This window comes from Lentzea sp. NPDC058450 (genome assembly GCF_042721395.1).
Lineage (GTDB): Bacteria > Actinomycetota > Actinomycetes > Mycobacteriales > Pseudonocardiaceae > Lentzea.
On the sequence record NZ_JBHXLO010000027.1, the window covers coordinates 58,282 to 76,726 of the forward strand.

Here is an 18,445-nt window from a genome sequence, read left to right on the forward strand (position 1 = left end):
TTCGCTAGTCGAAGAGGGCCGGGAGCGTGCCCTCCCAGGCCTCGCGCAGCTCGTCCAGCGCGAGTTCGCCCAGGCTCTGGATCTCCAGGGCGTTCGACTCCGGGTCGACGACACCGACCTTGCGCCACGGCAGGCGGCGCGCGGTGCACATGTCGACGAAGCGCTGCTCCTCCGTGCGCGGCACGGCGACCAGCACGCGTCCGGCGGACTCGCTGAACAGCTCGGTGAACAGGTCGCCCTGCAGGAACACCCGCGCGCCGACCTCGCCGATCAGGCACGTCTCGACCAGCGCCTGGGCGAGACCGCCCTCGGCCAGGTCGTGCGCGGCGCTGACCATGCCGTCCCGCGAGCCCGCGACGAGGACCTGGGCGAGCAGCTTCTCCCGCTGCAGGTCGACCTTCGGCGGCAGTCCGCCCAGGTGACCGTGGACGTGGTGGGCCCACTCCGAGCCGCCGAACTCGGCCTTGGTCTCGCCGAGCAGCAGCAGCGTCTCGCCGGCCTCCGCCCCGATCCCGGTGGGGATGCGGCGGCGCACGTCGTCGATCACGCCGAGCACGCCCACGACCGGCGTCGGCAGGATCGCCGTCGTGCCGGTCTGGTTGTAGAAGCTGACGTTGCCGCCGGTCACGGGGATGCCGAGCTCCGCGCAGCCGTCCGCGAGACCCTTCACGGCCTGCTCGAACTGCCACATGACCGCTGGGTCCTCCGGCGAGCCGAAGTTGAGGCAGTTGGTGACGGCGACGGGCGTGGCGCCGGTGGTGGCGACGTTGCGGTAGGCCTCGGCGAGCGCCAGCTTCGCGCCCTCGTACGGGTCGAGCTTGGTGTAGCGGCCGTTGCAGTCGGTGGAGAGCGAGACGCCGCGGCCGGTCTCCTCGTCGATGCGGATCATGCCGCTGTCGCTCGGCTGGGCGAGGACCGTGCCGCCGCGGACGTACCGGTCGTACTGCTGGGTGACCCACTTCTTGGAGGCCAGGTTGGGGCTGGCCGCCATGATCTTGATGAGTTCCAGGACGTTTTCCGGCCTCGGCAGGCTGTCCGGCGTGTTCGCCTGGAGCTCGTCCTGGTCGGCGGGGCGCGCGATCGGCCGTTCGTAGACCGGGCCCTCGTGCGCGACCGTGCGCGGAGGCACGTCCACGACGACCTCGTCGTGGTAGGTGATGACCAGGCGGTCGCCTTCGGTGACCTCGCCGATCTCGGTGGCGATGACGTCCCACTTCGCGCAGACCCGCAGGAACGCCTCGACGTTGCCCGGCTCGACGACCGCGCACATGCGTTCCTGCGACTCGCTGCTGAGGATCTCGGCCGGGGTCATGTTCTCGGCCCGCAGCGGCACGCGATCGAGGTAGACGTGCATGCCGCCGTCGCCCGCACTCGCCAGTTCACTCGTCGCGCAGGACAGACCGGCGCCACCGAGGTCCTGGATGCCGACGACGAGGTCCTTCTCGAAGAGCTCCAGCGAGCACTCGATCAGCATCTTCTCCGTGAACGGGTCGCCGACCTGGACACTCGGCAGCTTCTTGCGCTTGCCCGCCGTGTCGTCGAACGTCTCGCTCGCCAGCACGCTGACCCCGCCGATGCCGTCGAGGCCGGTGCGCGCGCCGTAGAGGATGACCTTGTTGCCGGTGCCTGACGCGTGCGCGAGGTGCAGGTCCTCTTTGCGCATCGCCCCGACGCAGAGGGCGTTGACCAGCGGGTTCCCCTGGTACGACTCGTCGAACACGACCTCGCCGCCGATGTTCGGCAGCCCGAGGCAGTTCCCGTACCCGCCGACCCCCGCGACGATGCCGGGCAGCACGCGCTTGGTGTCCTCGGCGTCCGGCCTGCCGAACCGCAGCGGGTCCATGACGGCGAGTGGGCGCGCGCCCATGGCGAGGATGTCCCGGACGATGCCGCCCACGCCCGTCGCGGCGCCCTGGTAGGGCTCGACGTACGACGGGTGGTTGTGGCTCTCGACCTTGAACGTGACGGCCCAGCCGTCGCCGACGTCGACCACGCCGGCGTTCTCGCCGATGCCCGCGAGCATCTTGCCGCGCATCTCGTCCGTGGTGGTCTCACCGAAGTACTTCAGGTGCACCTTGGACGACTTGTACGAGCAGTGTTCGCTCCACATGACCGAGTACATGGCCAGTTCGGCGTCCGTCGGCCTGCGGTGGAGGATCTCCTTGATGCGCGCGTACTCGTCGTCCTTGAGGCCCAGCTCCTTGTAGGGCTGTTCCTGGTCGGGCGTCGCCTCGGCGTTCTTGACGGTGTCGATCACGCGTTCACCACCGTGTCGAGCAGGGACAGGAACATGCCGAGGCCGTCGTCCGTGGGCCCGGTCAGCGCGTCGACGGCGTGCTCGGGGTGCGGCATGAGGCCGACGACGTTGCCCCTGGCGTTCGAGATGCCGGCGATGTCGTTCCGGCTGCCGTTGGGGTTCTCCCCGACGTACCGGAAGACGATCCGGTCGTTGTCCTCGAGCTCTTTGAGGGTGTCCTCGTCCGCCTGGTAGCTGCCCTCACCGGACTTCAAGGGCACGAGGATCTCGGCGTTCCGGTCGTACCTGGTGGTCCAGCTGGTGGCGTTGTTCTCGACTTTCAGCCACTGGTCGCGGCACACGAAGTGCAGTTTTTCGTTGCGAGTCAGCGCGCCGGGCAGCAGATGGGCCTCGGCGAGGATCTGGAAGCCGTTGCAGATGCCCAGAACCGGCATCCCCTTGTTCGCGGCCTCGACCACTTCCTGCATGACGGGCGCGAACCGCGCGATGGCACCGCACCGCAGGTAGTCGCCGTAGCTGAACCCGCCGGGCACGATCACGGCGTCGACGTTTTTCAGGTCCCGGTCCGCGTGCCAGAGGTTGACCGCTTCCCCGTCTGCGTAACGGACTGCGCGTTGCGCATCTACGTCGTCGAGTGTGCCGGGGAAGGTGATGACACCGACCCTCATGCCTCGACCCTGCGCACGGTCCAGTCCTCGATCACGGGGTTGGCGAGGAAGGTCTCGGCGATCTTGGCGAGCGTGGCGTCGTCGACGTCGTCGGCGACCTCCAGCTCGAAGTGCTTGCCCTGGCGGACGGCGGTGACACCGTCGAAGCCGAGACGAGGCAGCGCGTTCGCCACCGCCTGGCCTTGGGGGTCGAGGATTTCGGGCTTCGGCATGACGTCGACGACGACTCGGGCCACGACAGACTGCTCCTGGGTGATCGGAGAGGGGCTGGCGGTACCTCGGGAGCCTACCTGACCTGGGAGTTCATCCTCCCGACACGTGTTCGGGGGCACATCGTCACCGCTCCACTTCCGGGTGAACGACCTTGCCTCGGACCGACGGTTTGGTAATCTGGTGTCAGCTTCGGCCCGTAAGCCGGAGAAGTGAGCACGGTGCCCGTCCGGACGGTCGGCCGCCGTGCTTCGCGCTTTCTAGGGCTTCCTCGTGTCGATCACGTTGCCCATCAACGGCTGCACGCGACGCAACCAGTCACCGCCGGCGCCGTAGCACCACGCGACGATGTCCGGGATCCACAGCAGCGGATCGTTCTCGCTGGGCAGGTGCTCGTAGAACAAGCCCGTGCCCCACGAGGACTTGCCGAGGGTAGTCCTGATGGTCAGCAGGTCGTGGTCGTCACGGACCTCACGGCTGTCGAACACCAGCCGAGTGACGCCGACCTTCAGCACGTCGTCGGTCAACCGCGCGACACAGGTCTGCCGCGCCCGCTCTTCGCCCTTGCGGCAGCACGCGAGATAGACGTCGACCTGGACCACTGCCGATCCCAAGGTCGACAGGATCTGCTTGCGGCGAGCCGGAGTCTCCTTCTTGAAGTGCAGCTCGCGCTGGTTCGGCATGCGCAGCCCCATCAACAACTTGCGCAGCTTGGTCAGTTGGCCGGGGTCGATCAGGGCTACCGCCAGCAGATACGTGTCGTTGCGCCGAGACTCGTCGACAAAGGCGTGCACACTCACGAGACGTTCATCGGCAAGTGTCGAACACCAGTTCACGAACTCCAACCGATCGGGTCCGAACGACTCCGAAGTGGACCTATTCCAACGAGCTATTTCGCCGAAAGCGAGACCACTGGCAGCCGAGGCCGATCGGACGGATGCTGGGGATCATGAAGATCCTCGTGCTCGGCGGAACCGTGTTCCTCAGCAAGGCCGTCACGGCGGAGGCCGTCCGCCGCGGCCACGAAGTGTTCTGCGCTGCCCGCGGTGCCTCCGGCGGCGTGCCGGAGGGGGCCACGCTCGTCCAGGTCGACCGGGATCGGCCCGGCGCGTTCGAGAAGCTGGCCGGTGAGCAGTTCGACGCCGTCGTCGACGTGTCGAAGTACTCAGTGAACTGGGTTCGGGACGCCATCGCCGCGTTCGGGGGGACGACGCCGCACTGGACGTTCGTGTCCAGCATTTCGGTCTACGCGGATCATGGGACGGGCAGTGACGAGCTCCTCCCGGCCCTCGAGGACGATCCGGACGAGGAGTTCACGTCCGAGCGGTACGGCGGCATCAAGGTGGCCAGCGAGATCGCGGTGCGGGAGGCGATGGCCGGGCGTGAGTTCATCGTGCGGGCCGGGTTGATCACCGGGCCCGACGACCCCAGCGACCGGTTCGGGTACTGGCCCGCGCGGATGGCCCGTGGTGGCCGGGTGGTCGTGCCGGACAGCCCTGACCTCGGGTTCCAGCACATCGATGCGCGGGATTTGGCTCAGTGGATCGTGTTCGCGGCCGAGGAGCGGGTCACCGGGACCTACGACTCGACCGGGCCCGTCATGCCGTTCCAGATGGCGATCGGGGAGATCGCGGGGGCGACGGCGCCGCCTGGGACGCAGTTGGTGCCGGTCAAGGAGGCCGTGCTCAAGGAGCTGAAGATCAGCCCGTGGGCCGGGCCCCGGTCGTTGCCGCTGTGGTTGCCGGCCGCGTGGGCCAAGATGGTCGGCCGGGACGTCAGCAACGCGCTGGCCAACGGCCTGCGCACCAGGCCGCTGGCCGAGACCGCGCTCGACTCGCTGGAGTACGAACGCGGCCTCGGGTTGGACCGGGCCCGGAAGGCCGGGCTCACTCACGAGGAGGAGCTGGAGATCCTCACAGCAGTGAGTTGATCTGCGCGGCGACGAGGTCGATGCGCACGCCCTGGTTCGGGCAGCCGCCGAAGTGGTGGAGTCCGATCACCTTGTGCGTGCGCCTCGACAGCACGGGTGAGCCGGACGAGCCGCCTTCGGTGTCGCACATGTAGCTGATGTCGGACTGCGACGAGCTGCCGTTCACGCGTACGGCACGCACGACGCAGTAGCCGCCGCCGTTGTTGTTGTCGCGCAGCGACAACTTCTTCAGCTTTCCGGCCGGGTGGCCGACGATGTACATCTCCTCGCCCACGGCCGGGACGCGCGCGTCCAGTTCGAGGTAGCCGAACGAGCTGATGGCCGCGAAGTTGTTCACCGTGAAGAGGGTGTAGTCGAGCGGTGCGCTGTACTTCAGCACCGATGCCGCCAGCACCTTCGTGACGGTGGCCGAGGCCGTGCCGCCGCAGGTCGGGCACTGGTAGTTGAACCACACCTCGATGCCGGAGGTGCTGGTGAAGCAGTGTTCGTTGGTCAGCATGCGGTTGTTGGGGCCGACGCGCCACGCCGTGCACAGCGAACTGCCGTTGCGCAGCAGCTTCGCCACGGACGCGGTCTTGCCCCACTCGGTCGGGTTGCTGGACTGGTAGCAGACGGCGTCCTTGTAGTCGTTCGTGCCGCAGATGCTCTGCACGGACGGCTGGGACGACATCTCCGCCTCGGTGTAGCCGCGCGTCAGCTTGTCGATCCGCACGCGCGACAGCGGGTTCGTCACCGAGACCACGGCCGTCGAACCGGTGATCGACATCGCCCAGAACCCGGACGCGTCGACGGTGGCGGTGAGCGAGGCCTTCAGATCTCTCGTGTAGGTGTACTTCTCGGTGCCGTCAGGATTCGACACCGTGAGCACGTCACCCGGCAGGATTCGCAGGTCGGTGAAATGCAGCTTCACGTATCCGGAGCCCGGTCGTTCGACGGTCGTCGAACGATTCGCGCCACCCACGCGGACTGAGACGTTCTCCTCAGTTCCGATTTCCTGCGTCTGCGGCGAAGCAGCCTGAGCAGGTGTAGAGGTGGTGGTAGCAGGGACGATGGACGTCATCGGCAGGGCGAGAGCCAGTGCCGTGAGGAGTTGCAGGGTTTTCCTCATGCCTTTTGATACTTCCGACGTCACCTGACCGTGTCAGCCCGCCGAACGTCGGTAATGGAGGATTCGATGCAACTTGTCCATTTCGGTCATTCCTGCGTGCTTCTCGACTCGGGAACCACCCGCGTGCTGATCGATCCAGGTGCGTTCTCCTCGGGGTTCGAGGACGTCACCGACCTGGACGCCGTGCTGGTCACGCACCAGCACCTCGACCACCTCGACGAGAACCGGCTGCCCGCGCTGCTGAAGGCCAACCCGCAGGCGCAGCTCATCGTCGACGAGGGCAGCGCGCCCAAGGTCGAGAACCCGACGGTCGCCCGGCCGGGTGACACCTTCAAGGTCGGCGACATCAGCGTCAAGGTCGTCAACGGCACGCACGCGGTGATCCACGAGGACATCCCCGTGATCGCGAACGCCGGCTACGTGTTCAACGACGGCGCGTTCTACCACCCCGGCGACGCCCTGTTCGTGCCGGACGAGGACATCGACGTGCTCGGACTGCCGACCATGGCCCCGTGGATGCGCCTCAGCGAGACGGTGGACTTCCTGCGCACGGTCCGCCCCCGCGTCGCGGTGCCCATCCACGAGAAGCTGCTGGCCATGCCCGAGTTCGTCTACGGCATGATCACGAACCTCAAGCCGGAGGGCACCGAGGTCAGGCCGCTGACGCCTGGCGAGGCGACGGCAGTCTGACGTAGGTGGTCGGCGCGGCGTCGTGGGCGAGAGCGATGTCCACGGCGTCGAGCACGGCCTGGCGCGCACCGGGCCGGTGCAGGTCACGGGCGTCGACGGTGATCCTGGTCAGCCCGCCGCGGCGCGCGGACCGGGCCGTCGCGTAGACCAGCGCCAACGTGCGCAGCTCACCGAAGCTGCTGCGTTCGGTCAGCGCGTGCAGGCGGCCCAGCGTCGCGAGCCCGCTGCCGACCTCGCGGACGGCGGTCGAGTCGGCGCACCGCTGGAACCTGTGCTTGGCCAGCGCGAGCAACGTCCCGGGCGACGCCACGCACCGCCGTGGCGCGAACGTGTCGGCGTCGAGCCCCAGCGCGTCCAGCTGCAACCGAGCCCCCGTCAGCAGCAGCCCGGCCTCGTAGGCCGGCAGCCGCCGTTGACCGAGGCCGTGCAGCACGACCGCATCGCCCAGCGCGGCCCGCTGCCGCACCCATTCCTGCGCCCTGCCGAGCTCGCGAGGTACTACGAGCAGCGACAACGGCACGCGCCGCGGGTCGAGACCCGCGGCGAGATCAGCGCATCGGTCGAGTGTCTGCGGACCGATGCCGGACAGAGAGACCACGAGCTGTGAGTGCACCTGATGAGTGCGCCACGCCGTGGTGACATCCGCGTGAAAGCAGCGCTAACTCAGGCGAGCCAGTCAGCGAAAGACCGGCCAGTAAGGCGTTCGTAGGCCTCGATGTAGCGCGCACGGGTCGCTTCGACGACGTCTGCGGGCAGCGGAGGCGGCGGCACGTCCGACTTGCGGTCCCAGCCGGAGGCCTCGGACGTCAGCCAGTCGCGCACGAACTGCTTGTCGAACGACGGCTGCACGCGACCGGGCTCGTAGCCCTCGGCCGGCCAGTAGCGCGACGAGTCCGGCGTGAAGACCTCGTCCGCGAGGATCAGCTCACCCGAGGCGTCCAGGCCGAACTCGAACTTCGTGTCGGCCAGGATCAGGCCCCGCGTCAACGCGTACGCGCGCGCCTCGCTGTACAGCTCGATCGTGCGGTCACGCAGCTTCGACGCGAGCTCGTCGCCGTGCTTCTGAGCCACGACGTCGTACGACACGTTCTCGTCGTGCGCGCCGATCTCGGCCTTCGACGCGGGCGTGAAGATCGGCGGGTCCAGTTCGGACGCCTCGACCAGGCCGGCCGGCAGCTCGATTCCGCAGACCGCGCCGGTCGCCGTGTAGTCGGCCATGCCGGAGCCCGTCAGGTACCCGCGCGCCACGCACTCGACGTCGACCATCCGCAGCTTGCGCACCAGCAGCGCACGGCCTCGGACCTCGGCGGGGATGCGCGGGTCGTCGAACGCCACCAGGTGGTTCGGGGCGAGCCGCTCGAACCAGAACACGCTCATCGCGGTGAGCACGCGCCCCTTGTCGGGGATCTCCGAGCTCAGGACGTGGTCGTACGCGGAGATGCGGTCGGACGCGACGAACAGCAGCAGCTCGTCGTCCACGTCGTACAGATCGCGAACCTTGCCGCGGGCGACGTGCTGGTAGTCAGCGAGCGTAGGCACGGCCCCGAGCGTACGGGCCTTGTTCCTGAATGCACGAACAGGCCCTCACATCTACAGATCAAGGCAAAAGAAGCTTAAGGTGCACCCGTGCTCACAAGAAAGGCCTTGTGGATCCCAGCTTTGGCCAGTGCTGCTCTGCTGATCGTGCTGGGTGTGGCCGGGTGGAGCTTCGACTCCAGCCCCATTTCGTCTCCCGCCTCAGGTGGCTCGCTGAACTCCAGCGTGCCCCAGGCCGTGAGCATCGTGCCGACCCCCGACGTCGCCGACATCACGGTCAAGACATCGTCGTCATCGCCCTCCTCCTCGGCGACGACCACGCCGAAGACCTCGCAGAAGCCGCCGCCGGTCCAGGCCCCGCCGCCCGCGCAGCAGACGACGACCCCGGAACCGCCCCCGCAGCAGGGGTTGCTGGTCAACGAGGGCGCGCGCTGCGATCCCGAGAACGCGAAGGGCATCGGCCTGCTCGGCGAGAACCTGGTGTGCCGCAAGGATCCTCAGCGCGGCGACCGGTTGCGCTGGCAGAAGGCCTAGCCTGCGAACGGCCTAGGCCCGCCACTCCAGCACGTCGACCTTGTCGCCCACCGAGATCGTGCCGGTGCGCGCGACCTGCGCCTTCATCCCGAACGTGACCCCGCCGTCGGGGTCGCGCCGGTAGGTCGCCAGCGTGCGAATCGGCTCCGGGCCGGACTTCAGCCCCGTGTCCTGGTCGACCATCGGCACCGCGCACCGCACGCAGTCCTTGGCGTAGGCCAGTTCCACGTCCCCGATCGCCGCGCGCCGCACCCGGTCCTCCGTGTGCGGTTCCGGCCAGCCGGACACGACCACGTTGGGGCGGAAGCGATCCATCGGCACCGGGTCGCCGCCGCGTTCCAGGATGCGCTCGTTCAACCCGTCCAATGAGGACAGCGAGAGCACCAGCAGCGCGTTGCCGTCCGCGTAGCCGACGACGCCGGTGGTCTCGCCCGTCGTCTCGCGGTGGATGTCCGGTGGAGTGCGCACGAGCCGCACGGATCGCTTCAGGGCGTGGGAGAACGACTCCGCGGCCTCGTCGCCCTGGTCCACTCCGGACCCGTGCCAGGTGTGCACGACGACCGGCACGCGCGGCCCGTCGGTGATGATCGGGAACGCCGATCCGCCGTGGAGCAGCGCGTCGTCCGTCAGAAAGGGACGAATCGCCGCCATCTCCGGCACCTTGCGCTGCGACAGGAAGACGCCGTCCTCGTCGACCAGCATCATCATCCGGTCGCCGCGCAGCCCCGTGGGCTCCACGGCGCGGGACGTGACGGAGTACCCGCCACATCCCTTGACCGGGTAGACGACCAGCGAGGAAACGATCACAGGATCGGCTCTGGCTCGTAGGCCGGGTACTTGTCGACGACCGCGGCGACCTGCTCGACGATGGCCGCGACCTGCGCCGACGCCACGCCGGTGAACGACAGGCGGTCGGCCAGCAACGCTTCCAGGGCGGCCTTGTCGAGCGGCAGGCGGTCGTCCGCGCCGAGGCGGTCCAGCAGGTCGTTCTCCGCGAGGCCCTGCTCGCGCATCGCCAGCGCGACGGCCACCGCGTTCTCCTTGATGGCCTCGTGCGCGGTCTCCCGGCCCACACCCGCGCGAACGGCCGCCATCAGCACCTTCGTCGTGCCGAGGAACGGCAGGTAGCGGTCCAGCTCACGGGCGACGACGGCCGGGTAGGCGCCGAACTCGTCCAGCACCGTCAGGAACGTCTCCAGCAGCCCGTCGAACGCGAAGAACGCGTCGGGCAGCGCGACCCGGCGGACCACCGAGCACGACACGTCGCCCTCGTTCCACTGGTCGCCCGCCAGCTCGCCGACCATCGACAGGTAGCCGCGCAGGATCACCGCGAAGCCGTTCACGCGCTCGCACGACCGGGTGTTCATCTTGTGCGGCATCGCGCTGGAGCCCACCTGGCCGGGCTTGAAGCCCTCGGTGACGAGCTCGTGGCCCGCCATCAGCCGGATGGTCTTCGCGACCGACGACGGCGCGGCGGCGAGCTGCACGAGCGTCGAGACGACGTCGAAGTCGAGCGAGCGCGGGTAGACCTGACCGACGGACGTGAGCACGCGCTCGAAGCCGAGGTGGCCCGCGACCGTGCGCTCCAGCTCCGCCAGCTTCTCCGGCGTGCCGAGCAGGTCGAGCATGTCCTGGGCGGTGCCGACCGGGCCCTTGATGCCGCGCAACGGGTAGCGCGCGATCAGCTCGTCGAGGCGGGAGAACGCGACCAGCAGCTCGTCGGCGCCCGTCGCGAACCGCTTGCCGAGCGTCGTGGCCTGCGCGGCGACGTTGTGCGACCGGCCGGCCATCACCAGGTCGCCGTGTTCGGCGGCGAGGCGCGCGAGCCGGCCGAGGACGGCGGCGACCTTGGAGCGGATCAGCTCCAGCGACCGCAGCACCTGCAGCTGCTCGACGTTCTCGGTCAGGTCGCGCGAGGTCATTCCCTTGTGGACCTGCTCGTGGCCCGCGAGCGCGTTGAACTCCTCGATCCGCGCCTTCACGTCGTGCCGGGTGACCCGCTCGCGCGCCGCGATCGACTCCAGGTCGACCTGCTCCAGCACGCGCTCGTAGTCCGCGACCGCCGTGGCCGGGACGTCGATGCCCGCGGCCGCCTGAGCCTTGAGCACGGCGAGCCAGAGCTGGCGCTCCAGCACGATCTTGTGCTCGGCGGACCAGAGCGTCGCGAGCGACGTGGAGGCGTACCGACCTGCGAGGACGTTGGCGATGCGGGGCTTCGTCACGCCCTGAAGGTTAGTGCACCCGGCGGCTACTCCCAGCGGATGCCGGGCTCCGTGACCAGGTCTGTGAGCACCCCCACGCGCACCGGCACGGTCTGCCGCGGGCCCAGGTTGTTGGACGGGTTGTAGGCGTAGGAGCCGATGCGCACGACCAGGCCGCTCTCGAACTTGCGCGCGACCTCGGCCGCCTGGACGTCAGGAGATCCCTGCAGGTACTCCGCCTCGGTGACGACCGAACCGTCGGGCTGCGGCGTCTCCTTGCAGTAGGAGGCCCCGCTGCAGAAGGAGGTCGTGCTGAAGCTGGAGGTGGAGACCATCACGCGCAGCGCGGTCGGACCGAGGTCGTCGTAGAAGTACACGAAACCCGAGTAGTCGCTGACCTTTTCGCTCCACTCCGGCGGAGCCTGCGTCGGGTTGGGCGGGTACGGGTTCCGGCCAGGGGTGAACGAGGCGTAGAGGTCCTTGAAGTTCCTCATCCGGGACCCGAGGGACCCCACCAGCTGGTCACCGATGCGCGAAGCCTTGCGGGCGGGGTGCTCGGACGGGGCCGTCGACGCGCTCGCCGGGGCGTCCGTGGCGAGCTGCACGTCCTGGTCGCCGCGGGTCAGCAGGCCGGGCAGCGAGAACGACACCACGGCGATCATCGCCGTAGCCACGCCCACAGCGACCAGTGCTCGTCGGCGACTTTTTTTCTGCTCCACCCGCCTGATCAGGGTGTCGGGGTCGAAGTCGAGCGGCGGCTCGTCCCAGACGGCCAGCAGCATTCCCTCGCGGATCTCCTGCTCACTCACGACGCGACCCTCCCCGAACTGCTGTCGAGCTTCTCCACGATGGTGCGCAGGGTGGCGAGACCGCGCGCCGTCTGGCTCTTGACCGTTCCCTCGGTGCACCCCATGGCCACCGCCACCTCGGCGACCGAGAGGTCTTCGAAGTAACGCAGCACGAGCACCGCTCGTTGCCTCGGCGGGACCTGGAGCAACGCGGTGTGCACCAGCTCACGCGCCCACAACTTCGCACTGGTGGTGTCCGGGTCCACGGTGGCGTCGGCGGCGTCGGGTAGCTCTCCGTCGCGCTGCTCGGCTCTCCTCCACGGCCTGCGCTTCTCGTCCAGCCAGGTGCGCAGCAGCACCTTGCGGGCGTAGGCGATCAGGTTGTCGAGGTCCTTGATCCGCTTCCAGGCGAGGTACATCTTCATGAGGCTCGACTGCATGAGGTCCTCGGCTGTGTGCCAGTCGCCACAGAAGAGGTACGCAGTACGTCGCAAAGACGCGGCATTGGCTGCCGCGAATTCGCGAAAGCCCTGTTCGTCGGCCTTGCGCATGCGTTCCCCTCTCGCGTCCTCAACCAGGGGAACGCATCGGAGGAACGCGGGGTTGCATCACTCGTGACGCGAAAGGGCCGAACGGAGCATCCTGCCCGCGACGCCCCTCGGATCGGACTTGAGCTCGATGAACGAGTTGACCACCGAGCCGTCGACCAGCGCGATCAGCTCCTCGACCCGTTCGCTGTCCACCTCACGGCCCGAGCGCGCGAACACGTCCGCGACGAGCACCCGCAGTTCGGTCGACAGCACGCGCATCAACGGCCGCAGGTACGGCCGCCGGCCGGTCGCGACAAGGCGTTCGTAGCGCAGCAGCACGGCCTCGATGTCGGTCGCGTCCTCGCCGACGAGCAGGTCGAGCATGAACTCCACGAGGAGGTCGTCGGACATCTGCTCGGAGATCGACGAGAGCCGTTCCCGGAAGCACGCGAGCTCGCTGCGGCCGTGGTGCTCGACGGCCGCGGTGATCAGTTCGTCGAGGGAGTCGAAGTAGTACGTGGTCGACGCGAGCGGCAGGCCGGCGCGTTCGGCGACCGCGCGGTGCCTGATCGCGTCGAACCCGCCCTCCGCGAACAGGCCGGACGCGGCCTCCACGAGCGCCTGCCGCCTGCGCTCACCCTTGGGAGTTGCTGCCGTCATAGTCGAGCCAGGGTACTGGGCGTTCGGTCAGAACTTGGGTGCCAGTGCGTCGGCGAACCTCTTGGCCTGCCCTTTCAGCTGCCCGTCGCCCTGCGTGAACACGTAGAGGTCCTGGCCCTTGGCGGTCTGCTGCTTCGCCGCCCCGTCCGGCGCCTCGAACGGCTGCGGCGTGACGATCGCGGTGATCGTGAGCCCGTCGATCTTGAACGCGGCCGAACGCGAGTCGGGAGAGCAGGTCAGCGTGGGCGGCTCCGCGCCCTCCGGCGGAACCGAAAGCTCGACGGCGAGGGCGTCGGCGAGCTCTCGGTCCACACCTGCACAGCCCTGCACTGTGCTGTCACCGGCACCAAGGCCGGTGCTTCCCAGCGTGGACCCGTCTCCCTGCGTGGATGAGTCCTTGCTGGAGAAGTTCGTCGTCGGCGGGTTCGCCATTTGCGGAGCCACCGGCGATTCTGCCTGCTCGTTCCGGTCTTGCCCAGAACCCGCGCTGTTCAAGGTGTTCGCGTCGTTGGTCACCCAACTGTTCGTGGCGATGACACCGCCGAAGCCGAGCACCACGACGAAGGCCGTGCCTGCGGCGATCGAGTTGCGCCTGCGCTGGGTGGCCCTGCGCGAGCCCGTGCGGATGTCGCCGACGTCGAAGGACGCCGGTGGCGCGTCGTGTGCGGCGTCGCGGAACAGGTCCGCGAGCTTCTGCTCGTCCATCTACGTCCTCCTCTCGCTGGTCACGACGCCGGTCGCAGGTCGTCGATGGCGTCGCCCAGAGCTTCCCTCAGCGCCGCCAGTCCACGCGCGGTCTGACTCTTCACAGTTCCTTCCGAGCACTTCAGCGCCTCGGCCGTGGCCGTGACGTCGAGGCCCTCCAGGAACCTCAGCACGAGCACCGCCCGTTGCCTCGGCGGGACTCTGCGCAGGCCCTTGAGCAACGCCTCGCGGGTCGCGACCGTCTCGCCGATCTCGTTGTCCGTCGTCGGCGACTCGGGCATGTCGTCGGTGAACTTCTCGCGCCGCCACGGCCGGCGGGACTCGTCGATCACCGCGCGCACGACGCTGCGGCGGACGTAGGCGTCCAGAGCCTGCTTGTCCCTGATCTTCCGCCACCTCCTGTGCAGTGCCACGAACGCCGTCTGCGCGAAGTCGTCAGCGCGGTGCCAGTCGCCGCACAGCAGGTATGCCGTTCGGCGCACAGCCTCACGGCGAGCCACGAAGTACTCCGCGAACTCCTGCTCGTCGCGCTGATCCACGCGGACTGCTCTCCGCTCGTTCATCGAGTTGCACTGACAGGACGGAACCAGGGTGCCCAACGGTTGCACGAACCATCGGCGAGAGCTACATCACCCCCTCGGTCGTTCACCTGATGTGATGTGATCGGGGTTGTGAAGCCCATTGACCTGCGCTCGGACACCGTCACCCAGCCCGACGACGCGATGCGCCGGGCGATGGCGGCGGCCGAGGTCGGCGACGACGTCCTGGACCACGACCCGACGATGGCCGCTCTGGAGGAGCGGGTCGCCGCGTTGCTCGGCGTCGAGGCCGCCCTCTGGGTTCCCTCTGGCTCGATGGGCAACCTCATCGCTTTGTACCTGCACTTGTCGCGCGGGGATCGGTTCCTGGCGCCGTTGGGTGCGCACGTGCTGGACGCCGAGCTGGGCACCGCGGCGTGGCTGGCCGGTGGGATGCCGCACGCGTTGGTCTCCGTGACGCCCGCCGCCGTGGTCGCGGCCGCCGGTGGGGAGTCGCCCTACTACGGGCTGCGGACGACGTTGTTGTGCTTGGAGAACACGCACAACGCCGCCGGCGGCACGGTCACCTCGGTTGATGATCACGCTGCGCTGGTCGCCGCGGCCCGGTCTCGCGGGCTGGCCGTGCACCTGGACGGGGCTCGGTTGTGGAACGCGGCCGTGGCGCTGGGGGTGCCGCCTTCGGCCCTGGTCGGCGGGGTGGACACCGTTCAGGTCTGCCTGTCGAAGGGGCTCGGGGCGCCGGTCGGGTCCGTGGTGGCCGGGTCCGCTGCTTTCGTCGTCGAGGCTCGGCGGGTGCGGAAGATGCTGGGTGGCGGGGTGCGGCAGGGTGGCGTTCTCGCCGCGGCCGGGCTCGTCGCGCTGGACCGGATCTCGCGTCTTTCCGCTGATCACGCGGGTGCTGCCGCGCTGGCCACCGGGCTTGGCGCGCTGGGATGGGACGTGGAGACGCCTGCGACGAACATCGTGCTGGCGGCCGTGCCGGACCTGGACAAGACGCTGCTGTCGTTGCGCGAGGTCGGGATTCTCGCGAGTCCGATGTCGGGCAAGGTCCGGTTCGTGACGCACGGCGACGTGGACTCGTCCGACATCGCCGAGGTGCTCCGCCGGGTCCGGGAGAACGTCTGATGCGCTGGATCGTGTTCGACTTCGGCGAGGTGATCAGCCGGCGGAACCCGGCGCTGCCCGCTCTCGCCGCTCGGCTCGGGGTGTCGCTGGAGGCGTTCGAGGCGGCGTACTGGGATCGGGACGCCTACGACCGCGGCGGGTCGGATGCCTCCTATTGGGCGTTGATCGGGTCTTCGCTGGGGCTGTCGTTCTCGGCGGACGAGGTGCGGGAGCTGACCGCGCTCGACAACGCCGGGTGGCTGGACGATCCGGTTCTCGAGACAGTCGCGCTGATCGAGGACCTGGCCGCGCTGGGCGTGCCGCTGGCGTTGCTGTCGAACGCTCCCGTGACGTTCGCCCGGCTGGCTTCCTCGGCGCCGTGGGCCGGGCACTTCCGGCACCTGGTGTTCTCGGGCGATCTCGCGATGGCCAAGCCGGACGCTTCGATCTGGGCGCACACGTCGTCGTTGATCGGCTCGTCGGACGTGCTCTTCTTCGACGACCGTCAGTCCAATGTGGATGGTGCGCTGCTGGCAGGCTGGGACGCGCGGTTGTGGACGTCAGCCGCCGCTGCGCGTGTTGAGCTCCTTGCGGAGTTCGGCGATCTCCGCGCGTAGGTTCCTGAGCTCGTTGGCCGCTTCCAGCTCGGCGTTCTCGACGCCGCGCAGCTTCTCGACGAGCCAGCTCGCGATCGTTCCGGTGATGACACCGAGCAGCGCGATCCCGCCGACCATGAGCAACCCGGCGACCAGCCGCCCCTCACCCGTGACGGGGTAGCGGTCGCCGTACCCGACCGTCGACATGGTGGTCAGCGTCCACCACAGCGCGTCGCCGAACGTGGTGATGCTGGCGTTTTCGGCATGCCGTTCCGCGTCGAGCACGGCGAGGCTCGCACAAAACGCGACGATTGCCGTCACGCACGCGACATAAATGCTGACGCGCTGCCGGATCTTGTCCTGGAACTTCTTGTTCAACAACGTGATGACCGTGATCAACCGCAGCACTCTGAGCTGCCGAACCATCGGCAGGACGACCGCGGCAAGATCGAAAAGATGTGTCCTGAGGAATTTCAGCTTGTTCTGCGCCAGCGTCATCCTGGTCGCGAAGTCGGCCGCGAACACCGCCCAGATCAGCCACAACACCACTTCGAGGACGAAGTGCATGGCCCCGTGGTCGTCCAGAACCTGCCACGCGTAGGCGGCGAGAAACACCACGGCGAGTGCCGTCAACGGCCACTCGACCTTTCGTTCCCACCGCTCGAGGCGGGCCTCGTTCGCCAACAACACCGCCCCATGGTGAGCGGTGCCCGGTCATTTATCCAGAGTCATCGCCTGGATTTGATCGCACCGTAAGCCGCGGTGCCTGCGAGGAGTAGTCCTCCAATCACAGCGAGCCAGAAAAGGCCTTTCACGACAGCCCCCACCACGGCCAGCACGATCCAGATCGCCACCAGCCACCCGATGATCGCCCACATAGGACCTCCCTCTAGCTTCGTGAACGTCCGGCGCCGCGATTTTGTTGCGTTCGGCTTTCTCGGTTCTCGCCGGCCACGTTCGGCCTCGTTCGGCCTCGTTCGGCCTCAGAGCCAGGCCTTCAACCGCCGCAGCGCCTCCTCGACGTCCTGCGTGGCCCCGGCGAACGACATCCGCACGAAGTGGTGCCCGTCCACGGGGTCGAAGTCGATCCCGGGCACGATCGCGACCCCGGTGTCCGCCAACAACTTCCGGCAGAACCCCATCGAGTCGTCCGTCAGGTGCCGAACGTCCGCGTACACGTAGAACGCCCCGTCGGCAGGCGCCAGCTTCCCGATCCCCAGGTCCGTGAGCCCCGCGACCAGCAGGTCCCGGTTGACCCGATACCGCTCAAGATGCCCGGCCGTCTCCGCGTACGAATCCGCGTGAAACGCCTCAACCGCCGCGTACTGCGCCAACGCGGGCGGGCACAACGTGAAGTTGCCGGTCAGACAGTCCACGGCCCGCCGCAACCGCTCGGGCAGCAACATCCACCCGAGCCGCCACCCGGTCATCGCGAAGGCCTTGGAGAACGAGTTGACGACGATCGCCTCCCGGCTCGTCTCCCAGGCACACCGCAACGGCTCCCCGTAGCTGATCCCGTGGTAGATCTCGTCACTGATCAGCTGAACCCCGTTGCCCTCGCACCACTTCGCGATGGGCTCGACGTCCGCGACCGTCCCGGTGGGATTCGCCGGGCTGGCGACGATCACGCCCTTGAGCCCGGGATCGAGCATCTCGACCGTCGGCTGAAACCGGGTCTCCGGCCCACAGGGCAACTCGACGACCTCACACCCCAACGCCTTCAGGATGTTCCGGTAAGCCGGATACCCGGGCCGCGCCAACGCCACCCGGTCCCCGGCGTCGAACGCGGCCAGGAACGCCAACGTGAACGCCCCCGACGACCCGGTCGTCACCACCACGTCGTCCGCGGCGACCTCAAGCCCGTACTGCCGCTCGTAATGCCCGGCAATCGCCTGCCGCAGCTCAGGAATCCCCAACTGCTCGGTGTACCCGAGCGCGTGCTCCCCCAACGCGCGCACCGCCGCATCCCGCACGGGCCGCGGCGCAGGGCTCGACGGCTGGCCGGCCGCCAGCGAGATCACGTCGCCGTGCGTCCGCTGCCGCTGCGCGGCGGCAGACAGCACGTCCATGACGTGGAAGGGCGGGACGTCGGCGCGGGCAGCCACGGTCAGCATGCCGTCAGGCTAGCTCCCCCACCGTCGTACGGGCCCGCACTCGCGTGCGCACCCGCGGGCCCGTCCTGTCGCGCCGGCTGGTCGCCCGGCCCTCGCCCGTCACGCCCCTTCCGTCCCCCTGTGGCCGTCCGCTCGCCCCTCAGCCACGCCTCGTCCGCCCTGCATCTCCGGTCCGCCCCCCGCGCTTCCGCATATGCGGGAGAAACTGCAACAGTGTTATGGGACATCCACTACCCGTGTGGGTGTGGACAACTGAAACCCGGCCTATTTCCGTC

At 68.5% G+C, this 18,445-nt stretch carries 22 protein-coding genes; 5 read left to right on the plus strand and 17 right to left on the minus strand.

All coding sequences use genetic code 11. The features are described 5' to 3' along the window. Positions 1-4: 4 nt before the first annotated feature. The 4 genes from purL to ACFWNN_RS33135 form a co-directional block, all read right to left on the minus strand. Positions 5-2,257: a phosphoribosylformylglycinamidine synthase subunit PurL gene (gene purL, locus ACFWNN_RS33120; RefSeq protein WP_382443875.1), complete on the minus strand. Its 2,253-nt coding sequence runs from the start codon at positions 2,255-2,257 to the stop codon at positions 5-7. Continuing rightward, positions 2,254-2,925 (minus strand): phosphoribosylformylglycinamidine synthase subunit PurQ, encoded by a 672-nt coding sequence (gene purQ, locus ACFWNN_RS33125; protein ID WP_382443876.1) that lies wholly within the window; start codon positions 2,923-2,925, stop codon positions 2,254-2,256. Before purQ ends, purL begins: the two co-directional genes overlap by 4 nt. Continuing rightward, positions 2,922-3,161, minus strand: coding sequence for a phosphoribosylformylglycinamidine synthase subunit PurS (gene purS / locus ACFWNN_RS33130; RefSeq protein WP_030477798.1), 240 nt, complete (start codon positions 3,159-3,161; stop codon positions 2,922-2,924). The genes purQ and purS overlap by 4 nt, the downstream gene beginning before the upstream one ends. A 234-nt stretch (positions 3,162-3,395) precedes the next feature. Beyond that, complete coding sequence (locus ACFWNN_RS33135; protein ID WP_382443957.1) at positions 3,396-3,971, minus strand: hypothetical protein; 576 nt, start codon at positions 3,969-3,971, stop codon at positions 3,396-3,398. A 113-nt stretch (positions 3,972-4,084) separates the two neighbouring features. Between ACFWNN_RS33135 and ACFWNN_RS33140 the strand changes: the two genes are divergently transcribed. Further along, on the plus strand, positions 4,085-5,065 hold the full coding sequence (locus ACFWNN_RS33140) for an NAD-dependent epimerase/dehydratase family protein (RefSeq protein WP_382443877.1): 981 nt from the start codon (positions 4,085-4,087) through the stop codon (positions 5,063-5,065). Here the strand turns inward: ACFWNN_RS33140 and ACFWNN_RS33145 are convergent. Then, positions 5,049-5,975 carry a trypsin-like serine peptidase gene (locus tag ACFWNN_RS33145; protein ID WP_382443878.1) on the minus strand — a complete coding sequence of 309 codons (927 nt, stop codon included), beginning with the start codon at positions 5,973-5,975 and terminating at the stop codon, positions 5,049-5,051. The genes ACFWNN_RS33140 and ACFWNN_RS33145 overlap by 17 nt on opposite strands. A gap of 264 nt (positions 5,976-6,239) precedes the next feature. Here ACFWNN_RS33145 and ACFWNN_RS33150 point away from each other — a divergent pair, with 264 nt between their 5' ends. Beyond that, complete coding sequence (locus tag ACFWNN_RS33150) at positions 6,240-6,863, plus strand: MBL fold metallo-hydrolase (RefSeq protein ID WP_382443879.1); 624 nt, start codon at positions 6,240-6,242, stop codon at positions 6,861-6,863. On the opposite strand, the gene ACFWNN_RS33155 is transcribed toward ACFWNN_RS33150, so the two are convergent. Beyond that, entirely contained in the window at positions 6,826-7,461 is a 636-nt protein-coding gene (locus ACFWNN_RS33155; protein WP_382443880.1) for a DUF2334 domain-containing protein, read from the minus strand. The two genes, ACFWNN_RS33150 and ACFWNN_RS33155, sit on opposite strands and share 38 nt — an antisense overlap. A 65-nt stretch (positions 7,462-7,526) precedes the next feature. Continuing rightward, positions 7,527-8,402 carry a phosphoribosylaminoimidazolesuccinocarboxamide synthase gene (locus ACFWNN_RS33160; protein ID WP_382443881.1) on the minus strand — a complete coding sequence of 292 codons (876 nt, stop codon included), beginning with the start codon at positions 8,400-8,402 and terminating at the stop codon, positions 7,527-7,529. An 87-nt stretch (positions 8,403-8,489) separates the two neighbouring features. Between ACFWNN_RS33160 and ACFWNN_RS33165 the strand changes: the two genes are divergently transcribed. Continuing rightward, entirely contained in the window at positions 8,490-8,933 is a 444-nt protein-coding gene (locus ACFWNN_RS33165; RefSeq protein WP_382443882.1) for a hypothetical protein, read from the plus strand. A 12-nt stretch (positions 8,934-8,945) separates the two neighbouring features. On the opposite strand, the gene ACFWNN_RS33170 is transcribed toward ACFWNN_RS33165, so the two are convergent. The 7 genes from ACFWNN_RS33170 to ACFWNN_RS33200 are packed head-to-tail and all read right to left on the minus strand — an operon-like array spanning position 8,946 to position 14,356. Continuing rightward, the gene (locus tag ACFWNN_RS33170) at positions 8,946-9,740 is read right to left on the minus strand and encodes an MOSC domain-containing protein (RefSeq protein ID WP_382443883.1); all 795 of its coding nucleotides are present in this window, start codon (positions 9,738-9,740) and stop codon (positions 8,946-8,948) included. Further along, positions 9,737-11,155, minus strand: a complete 1,419-nt coding sequence (purB, locus tag ACFWNN_RS33175) for an adenylosuccinate lyase (protein ID WP_382443884.1) — start codon at positions 11,153-11,155, stop codon at positions 9,737-9,739. The genes ACFWNN_RS33170 and purB overlap by 4 nt, the downstream gene beginning before the upstream one ends. Before the next feature lie 26 nt (positions 11,156-11,181). Beyond that, positions 11,182-11,943 carry a hypothetical protein gene (locus ACFWNN_RS33180; RefSeq protein WP_382443885.1) on the minus strand — a complete coding sequence of 254 codons (762 nt, stop codon included), beginning with the start codon at positions 11,941-11,943 and terminating at the stop codon, positions 11,182-11,184. Then, entirely contained in the window at positions 11,940-12,473 is a 534-nt protein-coding gene (locus ACFWNN_RS33185) for a SigE family RNA polymerase sigma factor (RefSeq protein ID WP_266035830.1), read from the minus strand. Before ACFWNN_RS33185 ends, ACFWNN_RS33180 begins: the two co-directional genes overlap by 4 nt. A 57-nt stretch (positions 12,474-12,530) precedes the next feature. Beyond that, complete coding sequence (locus tag ACFWNN_RS33190; protein WP_382443886.1) at positions 12,531-13,112, minus strand: TetR/AcrR family transcriptional regulator; 582 nt, start codon at positions 13,110-13,112, stop codon at positions 12,531-12,533. Positions 13,113-13,139: 27 nt separating this feature from the next. Further along, complete coding sequence (locus tag ACFWNN_RS33195) at positions 13,140-13,817, minus strand: hypothetical protein (RefSeq protein WP_382443887.1); 678 nt, start codon at positions 13,815-13,817, stop codon at positions 13,140-13,142. Positions 13,818-13,837: 20 nt separating this feature from the next. After that, positions 13,838-14,356 carry a SigE family RNA polymerase sigma factor gene (locus ACFWNN_RS33200; protein ID WP_382443888.1) on the minus strand — a complete coding sequence of 173 codons (519 nt, stop codon included), beginning with the start codon at positions 14,354-14,356 and terminating at the stop codon, positions 13,838-13,840. A gap of 123 nt (positions 14,357-14,479) precedes the next feature. Between ACFWNN_RS33200 and ACFWNN_RS33205 the strand changes: the two genes are divergently transcribed. Both ACFWNN_RS33205 and ACFWNN_RS33210 read left to right on the plus strand, forming a co-directional pair. After that, positions 14,480-15,481: a GntG family PLP-dependent aldolase gene (locus tag ACFWNN_RS33205; protein ID WP_382443958.1), complete on the plus strand. Its 1,002-nt coding sequence runs from the start codon at positions 14,480-14,482 to the stop codon at positions 15,479-15,481. After that, positions 15,481-16,077 (plus strand): HAD-IA family hydrolase, encoded by a 597-nt coding sequence (locus ACFWNN_RS33210; protein ID WP_382443889.1) that lies wholly within the window; start codon positions 15,481-15,483, stop codon positions 16,075-16,077. Before ACFWNN_RS33205 ends, ACFWNN_RS33210 begins: the two co-directional genes overlap by 1 nt. On the opposite strand, the gene ACFWNN_RS33215 is transcribed toward ACFWNN_RS33210, so the two are convergent. From ACFWNN_RS33215 to ACFWNN_RS33225, 3 genes are all read right to left on the minus strand, one after another. Next, a complete protein-coding gene (locus ACFWNN_RS33215) occupies positions 16,021-16,746 on the minus strand; it encodes a potassium channel family protein (RefSeq protein ID WP_382443890.1) in 726 nt (241 codons plus the stop codon). The genes ACFWNN_RS33210 and ACFWNN_RS33215 overlap by 57 nt on opposite strands. 38 nt (positions 16,747-16,784) lie before the next feature. Then, on the minus strand, positions 16,785-16,934 hold the full coding sequence (locus ACFWNN_RS33220) for a hypothetical protein (protein ID WP_030465871.1): 150 nt from the start codon (positions 16,932-16,934) through the stop codon (positions 16,785-16,787). Between the two features lie 105 nt (positions 16,935-17,039). After that, positions 17,040-18,170 carry a pyridoxal phosphate-dependent aminotransferase gene (locus ACFWNN_RS33225; RefSeq protein ID WP_382443891.1) on the minus strand — a complete coding sequence of 377 codons (1,131 nt, stop codon included), beginning with the start codon at positions 18,168-18,170 and terminating at the stop codon, positions 17,040-17,042. Positions 18,171-18,445: the final 275 nt, after the last annotated feature.